Origin of the sequence: Devosia sediminis, assembly GCF_016411825.1 — a bacterium.
Classification (GTDB): domain Bacteria; phylum Pseudomonadota; class Alphaproteobacteria; order Rhizobiales; family Devosiaceae; genus Devosia; species Devosia sediminis.
This window is the reverse complement of record NZ_JAEKMH010000002.1, coordinates 1,173,647-1,186,958: the sequence shown is the minus strand read 5'-3', so window position 1 is coordinate 1,186,958 and position 13,312 is coordinate 1,173,647. Positions and strand designations below refer to the sequence as shown.

Annotated in this window: 12 protein-coding genes; 5 read left to right on the top strand and 7 right to left on the bottom strand. The window is 63.3% G+C overall.

Annotated elements, in window-relative coordinates; all coding sequences use genetic code 11:
- Nucleotides 1-216, top strand: a 216-nt coding sequence (locus JEQ47_RS20495; protein ID WP_210337986.1) for a hypothetical protein, incomplete at its 5' end; no start/stop codon positions are given.
- Between the two features lie 127 nt (nt 217-343).
- Here the strand turns inward: JEQ47_RS20495 and JEQ47_RS13045 are convergent.
- The 7 genes from JEQ47_RS13045 to JEQ47_RS13015 form a co-directional block, all read right to left on the bottom strand.
- Complete coding sequence (locus JEQ47_RS13045) at nt 344-2,050, bottom strand: methyl-accepting chemotaxis protein (protein WP_198876804.1); 1,707 nt, start codon at nt 2,048-2,050, stop codon at nt 344-346.
- A 247-nt stretch (nt 2,051-2,297) separates the two neighbouring features.
- Entirely contained in the window at nt 2,298-3,188 is an 891-nt protein-coding gene (locus JEQ47_RS13040; RefSeq protein WP_328768958.1) for a MurR/RpiR family transcriptional regulator, read from the bottom strand.
- A gap of 48 nt (nt 3,189-3,236) precedes the next feature.
- The gene (locus JEQ47_RS13035; RefSeq protein ID WP_035077480.1) at nt 3,237-4,262 is read right to left on the bottom strand and encodes an ABC transporter ATP-binding protein; all 1,026 of its coding nucleotides are present in this window, start codon (nt 4,260-4,262) and stop codon (nt 3,237-3,239) included.
- Entirely contained in the window at nt 4,259-5,008 is a 750-nt protein-coding gene (locus JEQ47_RS13030; RefSeq protein WP_198876803.1) for a glycerophosphodiester phosphodiesterase family protein, read from the bottom strand. The genes JEQ47_RS13035 and JEQ47_RS13030 overlap by 4 nt, the downstream gene beginning before the upstream one ends.
- 16 nt (nt 5,009-5,024) lie before the next feature.
- Nucleotides 5,025-5,834, bottom strand: a complete 810-nt coding sequence (locus tag JEQ47_RS13025; protein WP_035077473.1) for a carbohydrate ABC transporter permease — start codon at nt 5,832-5,834, stop codon at nt 5,025-5,027.
- Entirely contained in the window at nt 5,824-6,690 is an 867-nt protein-coding gene (locus tag JEQ47_RS13020; RefSeq protein ID WP_198876802.1) for a carbohydrate ABC transporter permease, read from the bottom strand. Before JEQ47_RS13020 ends, JEQ47_RS13025 begins: the two co-directional genes overlap by 11 nt.
- A 60-nt stretch (nt 6,691-6,750) precedes the next feature.
- Entirely contained in the window at nt 6,751-8,010 is a 1,260-nt protein-coding gene (locus JEQ47_RS13015) for an ABC transporter substrate-binding protein (RefSeq protein ID WP_198876801.1), read from the bottom strand.
- Between the two features lie 206 nt (nt 8,011-8,216).
- Here JEQ47_RS13015 and JEQ47_RS13010 point away from each other — a divergent pair, with 206 nt between their 5' ends.
- The 4 genes from JEQ47_RS13010 to JEQ47_RS12995 all read left to right on the top strand — a co-directional run bounded on the left by JEQ47_RS13010 (nt 8,217) and on the right by JEQ47_RS12995 (nt 13,114).
- Entirely contained in the window at nt 8,217-9,272 is a 1,056-nt protein-coding gene (locus tag JEQ47_RS13010) for an ABC transporter ATP-binding protein (protein WP_035077463.1), read from the top strand.
- Nucleotides 9,269-10,333 (top strand): MBL fold metallo-hydrolase, encoded by a 1,065-nt coding sequence (locus tag JEQ47_RS13005; protein ID WP_035077460.1) that lies wholly within the window; start codon nt 9,269-9,271, stop codon nt 10,331-10,333. The genes JEQ47_RS13010 and JEQ47_RS13005 overlap by 4 nt, the downstream gene beginning before the upstream one ends.
- A gap of 77 nt (nt 10,334-10,410) precedes the next feature.
- A complete protein-coding gene (locus tag JEQ47_RS13000) occupies nt 10,411-11,400 on the top strand; it encodes an ABC transporter substrate-binding protein (protein ID WP_198876800.1) in 990 nt (329 codons plus the stop codon).
- Entirely contained in the window at nt 11,378-13,114 is a 1,737-nt protein-coding gene (locus JEQ47_RS12995; RefSeq protein ID WP_198876799.1) for an ABC transporter permease, read from the top strand. Before JEQ47_RS13000 ends, JEQ47_RS12995 begins: the two co-directional genes overlap by 23 nt.
- Nucleotides 13,115-13,312 lie beyond the last annotated feature (198 nt).

Here is a 13,312-nt window from a genome sequence, read left to right as displayed (position 1 = left end):
TTTCGACCATTCAGCGACGATCAGCAAAAGCAGCGGCCAAGTCAAGCTTCAACTGGCATGCAGCCTTGGCGGCTCAAATACCTTCCGAAGGCGCTCCATATTGCCGCTTTGCGCTCGGATCTAATAAAAGCCGACAGTCCGCTCCCCACCCCGTTTGAGCCGTCTGCCGTACGTTTTGGCGACGGCAGCTTTCGGGAAATCGCCAGAGCTACCTGAGCGGCCGGAATGGGGCGCTCTGCTGTCCCAGTTCAGATGTACCTTATGAAGCCGGGCGAAAGTAAACTGACGCTCGGCAAGCTGCATCAAAGCACCATTGCGATTGATGGTGCGCTGCTTCGCAGGCCTATCCCGCAGCGCGAAGGCGACGTGTCGATGTGGTCGGTCTGTCGACGCTAAAACTGTCGGCGATTTGGTCCAGGGCTAGGGCCTCGCGATCCGCGCCTGACACGGCGTCATTGGTTTCGCGTACAAGGCCGACATTATGCCTTGTGATCTGGTCGATCAGGCGCACCGCATCTGAAACGCTGCCGATCGTTGCGGCCTGATCTTTTGTGGCCCCAGCAATTTCGGTCACGAGTCGGTTGGCTTCGCCAATCGCCTGCAGAAGCGCCTCGACCTTAGAATTGGCCTCCGAGACGAGGCGCGTGCCATCGTTCACCTCACGACCTGATGTCTCGATCAATCCCTTGACCTCGGCCGAGGCCGTGGCGGTGGATTGGGCGAGACGGCGCACTTCCACAGCGACCACAGCAAAGCCCTTGCCGGCCTCCCCGGCGCGCGCCGCCTCGACTGAGGCGTTGAGCGCTAGCAGGTTGGTCTGAAAAGCGATGTCGTCGATGATGCCGATGATATTGGAAATTTTCGAGGAGGATTCAGCGATTGAGACCATCGCCTTGTTGGCATCCACGACCACTTCACCTGTTCTGTTCGCGATTGCCGCGGCCGCATCCGCCTTATGACTGGCCAACTCCGCGCGCTGCGCATTGTCGGTAACCGTGCCGGACAATTGCTCGGTTGCGTGCGACAGGTTCTCGACGGCCCGGCTCTGGGTATCAGTCCGACCCGAAAGGTCCCTTGCGCCAGAGGCGATGCTCTCTGTGGCCGTCCGCAGGCCATGTGCGGACGCCTTGAGATCCCGGACAAAGCTGGCAAAACGCGTCAGCGTGGATTTGAGTGCCAGACGGATATCATTGAATTCGCCAGGCAGAGCCTCAGAAAGCGTATCGACGATCGTGCCATTGGCCATGTCTTCCAACTGGTCACCCAGCACCCGCACGGCTTTCTTGCGTGCGGTGATGTCAGTTGCAAACTTGACTATCTTGGTAATGCGGCCCGAAGGCGCAAAGATCGGATTATAGGTCGCCTGGATCCAAACATCGGCGCCATTCTTGCCAATGCGGCGATATTCCGCGCTTTGGAAGCGACCGGCACGCAGCCCGTCCCAGAACTTGGCGTAGTCAGCACTCGCTGCTTCTGCCGGATCAACGAAAATCCGATGATGCTTGCCCACGATCTCGTCGAGACGATAGCCAAGTGCCGAGCAGAAATTGGGGTTGGCGGTCAATATTGTGCCATCGGTCTCAAACTCGATCACCGCCTGTGACCGCGATATGGCTTCGAGCTGTCCGTGTGCATCGGCGTCGCGGCGTTTGCGGACGGTGACGTCGGTCGCGAACTTCACCACGCCGATCGTATGTCCATCCTTGTCAAAGATCGGATTGTAGGTTGCCTGTATCCAGACAGCCCGTTCCCCTTTGGCGAAGCGACGATATTCGGCAGATTGATATTCACCCGCAGCAAGGCTCTTCCAGAAGGCCTTGTACTCGGCTGAGCTTGCATATTCGGGATCAACGAACAGCGAATGATGTCGTCCGACGATTTCGCTGAGCGTGTAGCCCATGCAGGCTAGAAAATTCTCGTTCGCCGCAACGATCGTGCCATCAAGCCGGAACTCGATGATCGCTTGCGCGCGGTGTAAGGCTTGGGTGAGCTGGTAGTCGCTGACCGTAAAAGAACCTGGAGCAGGCGTCTTGCTTTTGCGATTGAACACGGCGGGATCTCGCAGATATCCGTAGATCTCAAGTCATACGGTGTTTACCTTAATTTGCGGTGAAACCGTCGAGACCTCACTGCGGTCCGTGGGGAGCACTCCACCTCCAATCGCCGGTGGGCAGCTGAAATTGTCGTTCAGAAATCCCCTATTGGCGATCCGCACACGAGTGCACTCCGGCAGCTTTCAGGAATTCCCGATGGCAGCCTGAACGACTGAAATGGGGCGCTTAGCTGCCCGTAACGCCTCAGGTCAGAGAGCGTGAGAGGCCGCTCTGGGTGCGAAAGGCCTTGAACCGCTCAAGGGAGCGGATCGAATGACCTTCATCGATCGAGGCAAGATCGAGGATGATGGCATTGGCGATCGTCATGGGAACGACGAGCGACTGCGACTCACCCACCGCCCCGCGCGAGACAGCGATGTGGTGGTCGGGCGGGGGGCTGATCAGTACGCCCTTCAGGTCGGTAATCGCCATGGTCGTAGCCTTGGCCGAATGCGCGATGGCCCTGATCTCGTTCAGCACCGGCACCGATCGGCGGAAGGAGAAAAGCCAGAGCGTGTCCTTGCGCGTCATCTGGCTCAACACCTCGGGGAGTTGGTGCATGTCACTGCCGAGATCGACGCAAGGATAGCCAGAGCGATTGAGGCGCAAGGTCACCAAGGCCGAGAGAGAGGCAAAATGTCCGCGCCCGAAGACGAAAACGCGCCGGCTCTCGCGGATGCACTCGGCAAATCGGCGGATGTCACCGCCCGATACGCGCTGGCGGACCTGCTCGAGTGCGGCGATTTCGCTGTCGAGGATCGAAGAGAGAACGCCGCCGTCGTCCGCCTTGACGAGTCGCGCCGCCATTCGCGCAGCGGGACTGTCGAGGTCGCCCCCGCCCGCGATCAGGCTCGACTGGATGAAGGTGCGAAATTCTGGATAGCCGGAAAAGCCAAGCCGGCGCGCCAGGCGAACCGCCGATGCCGGATGAACGCCCGCCCGGGACGACACAGCCGCGCCATTGTCGATGGCAGCGCGCACCGGGTCCTGGGTGAGGACTTCGAGCAGGCGCTCGTCCGCCCGCGTCAGTCGCGTCGAATTGCGTGCGATGAGGTTCCGCAATGCCTCGGAAACCGTATCTTTCGTTTCGATCACGGACGATCCCGGCCTGGATGAAAAGGGACGCAGGTGTGCTTCCTGCCTTCAGGACAATTCAACACGCTTGCCGTCTTCATCGAAATAGAGCGCATGCGAAAGCTCGAGATTTACCCACAGGGCATCGCTCCCCTGTGGCATGTCCTTGCGCGCGCAGTTCAGCGTGATACGCCCGGCGGCACTCTCGCAATGAAGGATGACCGTCGCCCCGGTCATTTCCGAGAGCAGGAGCCGCACACCCAGCCCGTTGGCCGCCGGCTCCCCGGCATGAATGGACAGGTGCTCGGGGCGGAGGCCTATGGTCAGTCCCTCGGGTCCCGAATAGCCCGGCACCGCTTTTGCCGACAGAAAGTTCATCGGCGGCACGCCAAGGAACCCGGCGACGAACCGGTGCGCCGGCCGATCATAGATCGCCTCAGGCGTATCGAACTGCAACAGGTGCCCGTCCTTCATCACGGCGATGCGATCGGCCAGCGACAGGGCCTCGGTCTGGTCGTGGGTCACATAGACCATGGTGGCACCAAGTTGGCGATGCAGTTCCTTGACTTCAGTGCGCATGGCGATGCGCAATGCATTGTCGAGATTGGAGAGCGGCTCGTCCATCAGGAAGATGGAGCTCTTGCGCGCCATGGCCCGGCCCATGGCCACGCGCTGGCGTTGCCCGCCCGAGAGTGCGCCCGGCTTGCGCTCGAGATAGGGGTCGAGCTGCAGCATCCCGGCGACGCTCTCGGCGCGCGCGTTGCGTTCGCGCTTGGGCACGCCGCGCAGTTCGAGCCCGAAGGCGATGTTCTCGCGCACGCTCATATGCGGGTAGAGCGCATAGTTCTGGAAGATCATCGCAATATCGCGGTCCTGCGGCGGCAAGTCGTTGGCGCGGGTGCCGCCGATTTCGATATCGCCGCCATCGGCGCGCTCGAGCCCGGCAATGAGGCGCAAAAGCGTGGACTTGCCGCATCCGGAGGGGCCGACGATAACGATGAACTCCCCGGCTTCGATTGCCATCGACAGATCGTGGAGCACCGTCGGACCGCCGTGATAAGCCTTACGGACGTTACGTAGCGCTATGGCGCTCATGCCGGCTGCCTCCCCGCTCGATTGTCGCGCAGAGCAATGGCCAGGCTCGGCCGGTCGGTCGTGAAGACCTTGATCCCCAGCCCAAGTGCCTTTTCGATCTGTTCGGCCGCATGTGCTGCCCAGCATCCAAAAGCGATTCCCGCGTCGTTGGCCGCCGCCATCAGCTCGGCGTCCGCCTCGTCGATGTGGACCCCGATCTCGGATATCGAGCGCGCGCGCACTATTTCAAAGAGCGCGGTTCTGCCGACGAGCCGCAAGACCTGCGGGCTAACCAGCCAGAGACAGGGCCGCTGCGTCACCGCACCGAGCTCCACCAGCGTATCGAGCAGGAACGACGAGAACCGCGTCCGCTCCAGCATACCGCCTTTGCGCAAGGTATCGACGACCCCTGGCACGAAGTTACTGTAGGCGCGGCCTTCGGCATCCGGCTTGATCTCGCAGCGGAATTCGACCGTGCTGTCGCGATAGATGTCGCAAAGCTCGTCCAGCGAGAGCGGATGCTCGCCGCCGCTGTAATTGATGGTCGCGGCCCGCACCTCGGCTTCGCTCAGCGTTGCGATCGCCCCGGTCTTGTCGGTGGTGCGCTCGAGCGTTGCATCGTGATGGACCATGATGGCGCCGTCGCGTGTCGGATGGACGTCGAATTCGACCTCCTCGAGCGCCATCTGCGCCGTCTTGCGAAATCCGGTGGGCGTGCTGTCGCCAAATTCGAGCGTGCCGCCGCGATGGGATGCGATGCGTGTCATCGTCTTTGTCCTTGTATCATTTGACGGCGCCCATGGTGATGCCGCGCACCAGATGCCGCTCCACCAGGAAAAAGCCGAACAGGACCGGCAGGATGGTGATGGTCGAGGCCGCCATGACCAGCGGCCAGTCGATCAATCCTTCACCGGGGTTGACGCTGTAGAGCCTGGCGAGCCCGAGTTGCAGCGTATAGAGGTCTTCCTTGCCTACCGCGACGAGCGGCCAGATGTAGTTGTTCCACTCGCCAAGGAAGATGTAGAGCCCCATCGAGAAGATGGCGGGCCGCGAGATCGGCACGATCACCCGCCACAGGACCTGCAGCGGCCGTGCCCCGTCCATGTAAGCTGCCTCATCGAGTGCGCGCGGAATGCCGCGGATGTACTGGCGCAGGAAAAACGCGGCAAAGCCGTTGGAGATCGCGGGCAAAATGAGCCCGGCATAGGTATCGAGCAGGCCGACCCGCGCCAGGGTCAGATAGTTCGGAATGAGCGTGATGTGGCTCGGGATCATCAAAGTCGCCACCGTGATCCCGAAGAGCAGGTCGCGGCCCTTGAAGTCGAAGCGCGCGAAGGCAAACGCCGCCGTCGTCGAAACCGCCAGCCCCACCAGCGTCACCATGCCCGACACAATGATCGAGTTGACGAGGTAGCGGGCGAAATTGAACTTGGTGACCGCCGTCCCATAGTTGCCCAGGCTGAATTCGAAGCCGCCGCGATAATAGGACTGCGCCGTCTGGAACGACATCCAGATCGAGTAGAGGACCGGCGACAGGAACAGGAGCCCGGCAACGAGCGCCAGCGCGGTCGTTGCGTTTTGCCTAAGCTTCATAGTGCACCTTGGCGCCAAGGACCCGCGCCTTGACCAGGGCCAGCCCGATCAGCAGCACGAAAAGGATGATGGCGAGCGCCGAGCCCGTGCCGATATCGAAGAGCACGAAGCCGGTGCGATAAAGCAGGTGCACCAGCATGTCGGTCGCTCCCGCCGGCCCGCCGCGCGTCATCACGTTGATGATGGTGAAAATCTGGAAGGCCTCGATGACCGAGATCACCAGCAGGAAATAGGTCGTGGGCATAATGAGCGGCACGGTGACCCGCCGGAACACCTGGAAGCGCCGTCCCCCGTCCATGGCGGCAGCGTCGTAGAGCTCCTGAGGCACCGCCTGCAGCCCGGCGATATAGATGATGACGTCGTAGCCAAGCTGCTTCCAGGTGTTGATGAAGATGAGGACGAGGAGCGTCACGCTCGGGTCCTGCAGCCACGGTACCTTGCCCAGCCCCATGGCGGTCAGTAGGCCGTTGGCGAGACCATAGTCGGTGGAGAATACCCAGGAAAAGACAACCGCGATCGAGACCGTCGAAGTGATGGTCGGCAGAAACATGGCCCCGCGCAAGACTCGCGAGCTCAGCGTTTCGCGCTTGAGGTAGCTCGCGATGGCCAGGGCCAGCACCAGCCTGATCGGCACCGATATGACCGCAAAGATCGTCGTGACCTTGAGCGAATCCCAAAAGTCGTCCCAGGCAAAGAGCCGCGCATAGTTGGAAAAGCCGACGAACGGCATTTCCGGCGACATGAAGTTCCAGGAGCGGAAGCTGAGGTCGACGCTCGAAACGATCGGGACATAGGTAAAAATCGCGATGAAGGCGATAAGCGGCGCGACCAGCAGATAGGGCGTGAGCTTGGACATTTCGCAGGCACCTGGGAGGGCAGCGGACCGGAAACGGCCCGCCGCCCATCTGGCAGAGGATCAGTTGCTGATGCGGGCTTCCTCAGCACGGGTGTCTTCAGCGAATTTGGTCATCGCCGCTTCCACGGGGGTCTGGCCCAAGGCCATCGCTTGCCACACATCGTACTCGGTAGTGCGCATCCAGGTCACCACCGGGGTGCGGGCACGGCCGTGGGCATAGGGAAGGGACTTGATCGCTACGTCGATGCCCGGCTGGTTGGCCAGTGCTTCGACGGCGACAGGCTGTTCGGCCGAGTTCTTGTTGATCGGCAGGTAGCCGGTCGCGGCAAACCAGATGGCGTTGGCTTCGGCCGAGGCGGCATAGCTCACGAAATCATAGGCCGCGTCCTGGACGTCCTGCGGAGCGCTGGCAAGAATGCCGATGCCGGCGCCGCCGATCGGCACGGAGCAATCGGGATTGCAGGGCATGGGCAAAACGCCGAGGTTATCGCCGAGAGCTTCGCGGGCGCCGACATAGTTGCCGGTCGAGTTCATCATGATGCCGACCTTGCCGGCGAGGAACGCGTCACGTCCGTTGTCTTCCTCGGTGACACCGTCGGCCGAGGCTACCTTGTGCTCATCCACGAGGGATGCCATCCATTCGTAGGCCTCGATGGTCTTGGGATCATCAAGCAGGATTTCGCCGGTCATGGAATCGATGAGGTCGCTGCCATTGGCCATGACGAGGCCCCAGCGTGCGAACTGGCCGGGTGCGGCGATTCCAGTGATGCCCTCTGATCCAAGCGTTTCGGTGATTGTCTGGGCAGCCTTGAGGATCTCGTCGAAAGTGCCGAGGTCGGGCTCGCCCTCAATGCCGGCGCGGGCGAAAATGTCCTTGTTGTAATACAGGACCGGGGTCGAGGAGTTGAACGGGACGGTATAGTTCTTGTCCCCTATGACCCCGATTTCGCGAGCATAATCAAAGAGCTCGTCCTTGAGCGGGTCGGCTTCGAAATAGGGCGTGAGGTCCACCAGCACACCGCCATCGGCAAAGAGCCCGTAGCGCGTGACCTCCAGGATCACTGCGGCGGGCGCCCGGTTGGCAGGAATGGCGGCCTGCAGGCGAGCGACGATGTCGTTGTAGTTGCCGACATACTCACCCTGGATGTCGACGTCCGGATTGGCGGCTTCGTAGTTGGCGATGATTTCTTCGAGAGCTTCACCGGCTCGATTGTTGAAGCTGTGCCAAAAGCTGACTGTGGTCTGCGCCTGGGCGGCGATGGTGGAGGCGGCCAGGGCGACGAAGCTGGCTGCAATCGAAATGTGCAAACTGCGTGACATGATCTCTCCCTGCAATTGTAATTGCATTGCCCGGTCGATGTACGCGGCAGAGCTGACGGTTTCTTAACGCTAAGGCGAAGGTTGCGTGACGGAGGATCGACGTGCGAATTCCTGGCTTCGGAGGCCAGGCAGACCCGCAGCCGGCCTTGCCGTTACACGATTGTCACATCGCCTGCCTACAGCCACCGCCCGAAGGGGCGATTGCGATGGACCAGATCACACTGAGGCAGATCAACAAGCGCTTCGGCAACACCGCAGTGCTGCAGGATGTGACGCTGTCGGTCGAGCCGAGCACCTTCCTCGCGCTGCTGGGACCGTCCGGCTGCGGCAAGACCACCTTGCTGCGCCTGATTGCCGGGCTCGAACGGCCAACCTCCGGCGAGATCGAGATCGCTGGCCGCGTGGTGGCTGGCCCCGACCATTGGGTTGAGACCGAAGCGCGCAAGCTGGGCATGGTATTTCAGTCTTATGCCCTTTGGCCGCACATGAGCGTCGCCGAAAATGTGGGCTTTGGCCTGTCGGTGCGGGGTATGCACGGCCGCGAGCGCGCGGCACGGGTCGAGGCCGCCCTTGCGATGGTTGGACTCGAGGGCCTGGGCAGTCGCCGACCGCCCGAACTGTCCGGCGGCCAGCGCCAGCGCACCGCACTGGCGCGCTGCCTCGTGACCGAGCCTGAACTCATCCTGCTCGACGAGCCGCTGGCCAATCTCGATCCGCACCTGCGCGAGTCCATGCAGGCCGAGTTTCGCCGCATTCACCGCAAGACCGGCACCACCTTCGTCTTTGTCACGCATGACCAGGCCGAGGCCATGGCCCTGGCCGACCGGGTCGCCGTCATGAATGCCGGTCGCATCGAGCAGCTGGGAACGCCCCAGGAGCTATATGGGCAGCCGGCGACGCGGATGGTGGCCGAGTTTTTCGGCAAGGGGGTGGTTCTGCCGGTCGACGTGGCCGCACGGCTCGACGACCGAACGCGCCGCGTCTCACTCGGCGGCGTGACGCTCGACCTTCCGGGTGTGGCTGCAGTCGGCGCCGCCCAGCTCAGCCTGCGTCCCGAAAACGTCGTCCCGGCAGCGGCCGGACTGCGGCCCCATCTGGTCGGCAGGGTAGTCGACACATCCTTCCGCGGCGCCGATCACCTGGTGACGCTGGCGCTGGAGCAGTTTGGCGGCAAGACCATCGGCCTCGGCATGGCGGCGGCGCCAGAGCCTGGTGCGCGTGTCGATCTTGCCGTGACCGGCGGCTGGGTGCTCCCGGCATGAGGCTGACCGCGATATCGGGCTATGGACAAAAGGGACCCGCCTGCTTCCTTCTCGAGATCGCCGGACGCCGCCTGCTGCTCGATTGCGGCAAGGGGCCCGATGACGACCGCGAACCCGACCTGGTCGGCGTCGGCACCGTGGACGCAGTTCTTGTCAGCCATTCCCACCGTGACCATACCGGTGCCCTGTATCGCCTCGGAGACATCGGCAGCCCCCCGGTCTTTGCCACCGGCCTTGCCGCACGGCTCGCCGATATCCGCGCCGTCGGCGATTTTGACGATGCCGCCCGCCATCTCGGCCTCGAGATCGCCACCGGCCGCTGCGGCCATGCCCCCGGCGCCGTCTGGATGCGGATCGGCGGCGCAGAAGGATTGCTCTATACCGGCGACTTCTCGCTCGAAAGCAACCTCTATCCTGCTGAACCCTGGCCGCGCGCGCGTGCGTTGGTTGCCGATGCCTCCTATGGCGCCTGGGACGGCACGGTGCAGCAGGCCCTTGCCGAACTGACCGCACTTGCCGCCGCCGGCCCCTTGCTGCTGCCCGCTCCGGCGGCGGGCCGCGGCCTGGAAATGGCGCTCTTGCTGTGGGAGGCAGGCCATCGCGTCCGCCTCTGCCCCGTCCATCGCGCCGTGGCCGCCATGCTGATCGAGGGCGGCGCGGAACTGGCACCGGGCGCACTAGAGCGCCTGGCCTCCCTGCTCGAGCAGACGGAAACTCTCTATGCAGATGACGAGCCGGACGGCGTCATGATCGCAGCCAAGGCCGATGCAAGCGGCGGTCTCGCCGCGCAATTGCTCGCCACCTGGCGGACCGGCGAAGTCAAAATCGTCTTCACCGGCCATGTCTCGCGCGGCACGCCGGCGGCGCTTGCCGTTGCCGGAGGCCGCGCCAGCGTCCTGCGCTGGAACGTGCACCCCCGATTGTCAGATATTCGGGCCCTTCTCGACGCGGTCGAGCCGGAGGTCGTGATGCCTGCCTTCGTGCCGGCGGAACAACTCCGCGCCCTGCATGCGGCGTTACCCGCCATCCCCTGGACGGAAGGCGCGCTGCAACTCGCCTGAGCGTCACGCCGATGTCACGCGATTTGGCTACGTCCCCTCCGACGCTCGCACCCGCGGGTCACACGATGGAAAATCCGATGAAAACAACGCTTCTTCGCCTTGCGGCAGCCTTCGCCATTTCGGCCGTTCCGGCCTCCGTTCTGGCCCAGGATGGCTCGACCATCACCGTCTATACGTCCCAGCCCACCGAGCAGATGACAGCCGTGATCGAGGCGTTCAACGTCGATCACCCCGAGATCACCGTCGAACTCTTCCGTTCGGGCACGACCGAAGTGATGAGCAAGCTGCAGGCCGAAGTGGCCGCCGGTCAGGTCCAGGCCGACGTCATCCTGATCGCCGATGCGGTCGCCATGACGCAGCTCAAGAACGAAGGCCTGCTCTATGCCTATACCGACGCGCCGGTCGAAAACCTTCCGGCCAGCGGCGTTGATCCGGACATGACCTTTTTCGGCACCAAGCTGATCACCACCGGCATCATCTACAACACCGACCTGGTCGACACGCCGCCGACTGCCTGGGCCGACCTCACCCAGCCCGAGATCGCCTCAGGCCTCATCATGCCGAGCCCGCTTTATTCCGGCGCGGCCGTCATCCATGTCGGCACCGTTGTGCAGCAGCCCGAATTCGGCTGGGAATATTACGAGACTCTCGCTGATAATGGCGCCGTGGCCGGCCAGGGCAATGGCACCGTGGTCGAGGCCGTGGCGCGTGGCGAAAAGCCCTATGGCATCATCATCGAATATATGGCGCTCAACGCCAAGAAGGACGGCTCGCCCGTCGATTTCGTCTTCCCGGCCGAGGGCGTTTCCTCCATCACCCAGCCGATCGCCATCTTCAAGGACACCGACGCGCTCGAAGCTGCCAAGATCTTTGTCGACTGGCAGTTGTCCGCGTCCGCCCAGGAGCAGTCGGTCACCCAGGGCTACTTCCCGATCTTTGCCGGCGTTGCCGTTCCCGAAGGCTATCCGGAAGTCGATTCCCTGAACATTCTGCCGGCCGACTTCGACCAGATGCTGGCCGACGACGAAGCCAACAAGCAGCACTTTGCCGATCTCTTCGGCGGCTGATCGCCTGGGCCTGTTGCCACCCCTGCGCATGCGGTGGCCTTCGCAGTCCGGCGAGGTTTTCCTCCTCGCCGGACTGTGTCTTTACGTGCTCGTGGTCGGGGTGATGCCGCTCGGCCGGCTGCTGATCGAGGCGCTGCGGCCTGGCGAGGACGGCCAGGCCTTCGGCATCCTGTTCGACGTCTGGCAGAGCCGCGCGGCGCCACGCGCACTCGGCAATACGATGATTGCCTCGGTCGGCGCGACCATGGTCTCGCTGCTGATCGGGGGGCTGGGCGCGGCCGTGCTGCATCTGACCGACATTCGCGGCCGGACAGCACTTGGCTTCCTGCTATTGCTGCCCATGCTGATCCCGCCGCAGATCTCGGCCCTGGCCTGGATCGAACTCACCGGCCCCTCAAGCCCGCTCCTACGCCTCGCCGGCCTTGCGCCGCCACCGGGCACCGCCAATCCTCTATATTCCATGGGCGGCATCATCTGGGTCATGGGGCTCGAACATGCGCCGCTGGTCATGCTGGCGACGCTGACCTCTTTGCGCGCACTGCCGCGCGATCTCGTCGAAGCCGCCAGCGTGAGCGGCGCGCGGCGCACGGCGATCCTCTGGCGCATCGTCTTGCCACTGGCCCGGCCGGGCCTGTTGGCCGGCGGTGCCCTTGCCTTCGTCGCGGCCATCGGCAATTTCGGCGTGCCGGCACTGCTCGGCATCCCCGGGCGCGTCACGGTGCTGACGACCCTGATCTATCAACGCCTCACCGGCTTCGGGCCGTCGGCGCTGGCGCAGGTGGCGAGCCTGTCGCTGGTGCTGGTGCTGCTGGCTGCAGCCGGATTGTTGCTCCGCTGGCTGTTGCTGCGCCGCACCTCCTACCTCGACCGCACCGGGCAGCCCCTTGATCCCTTCGCGCTCGGCAGGTTCCGCCTGCCCATGGAGTGTGTCGTCTGGCTGCTTGTGCTGCTGATTTCGGTTCTGCCGCTGCTGGCACTGATCGCCAGCGCCCTTGTTCCGGCGCTTGGCGTTCGCTTGAGCGTTGCCACCCTCAGCCTCGATAATTTCGGCTTCCTTTTCAGCAATGCCGCCCTGCGCCGCGCCTTCACCAACAGCTTTCTTCTGGCCGGCGCCGCTGCGCTGATTTCGGCCCTGGCCAGTTTCATCCTCGGCTACCTGACCACCGTCCGCCGAAATGCGCTCGCCCGGCTGCTAGATCTTCTTGCCGACGCGCCCTATGCCGTTCCCGGCACTGTGCTGGCGCTTGGTGTAATCATGGTCTTCCTGCCGCCACTGCCGGTGTTCGGCGTGTCACTCTATGGCACCGCCTGGATCATTCTTGTCGCCTATCTGGCCCGCTTCTTGCCGCTGGCGCTCCGTCCTGTCGCGGCAAGCTACGCCACGATGGATCCGGCACTCGACGAGGCCGGCCAGATCCTCGGTGCGCGCGTGCCGCGGCGGCTTGTGCAGCTGTCGCTGCCCTCGGTGCTGCCCGCAACCATTGCCGGTGCCCTCCTCGTCTTCATGAGCGCCTTCAACGAATTGACGCTCTCGGCCCTCCTGTGGTCAACCGGCACAGAGACGCTGGGCGTGATGGTGTTCTTCCTGCAGTATGAGGGGAACTCCCCGGCGGCCTCGGCCCTGGCCACCGTCGTCGTTGCCGTGACCCTGGCGGTAGCCCTGCTGCTTGAAGTCACCGCGCGCCGCTTTGCCCCCAGCGCGTCGCTGCTCTAGCTTCCGGATGCGTGGCTTTGCCCATATCCGACAAACCGACTGAACTGCCCAAATGCACAATCCCGCGTAGTGTATGGAAGGGGAAACAGCGGGGGCTGCTGGCGGAACTATCCCTGCCAAATTTGCATGTCTGCTTTCGAGAACCGGCTTTTTGGCTCTTAACGGCCGGAACGGGGCGCATCGAAGATGGTCCGGATG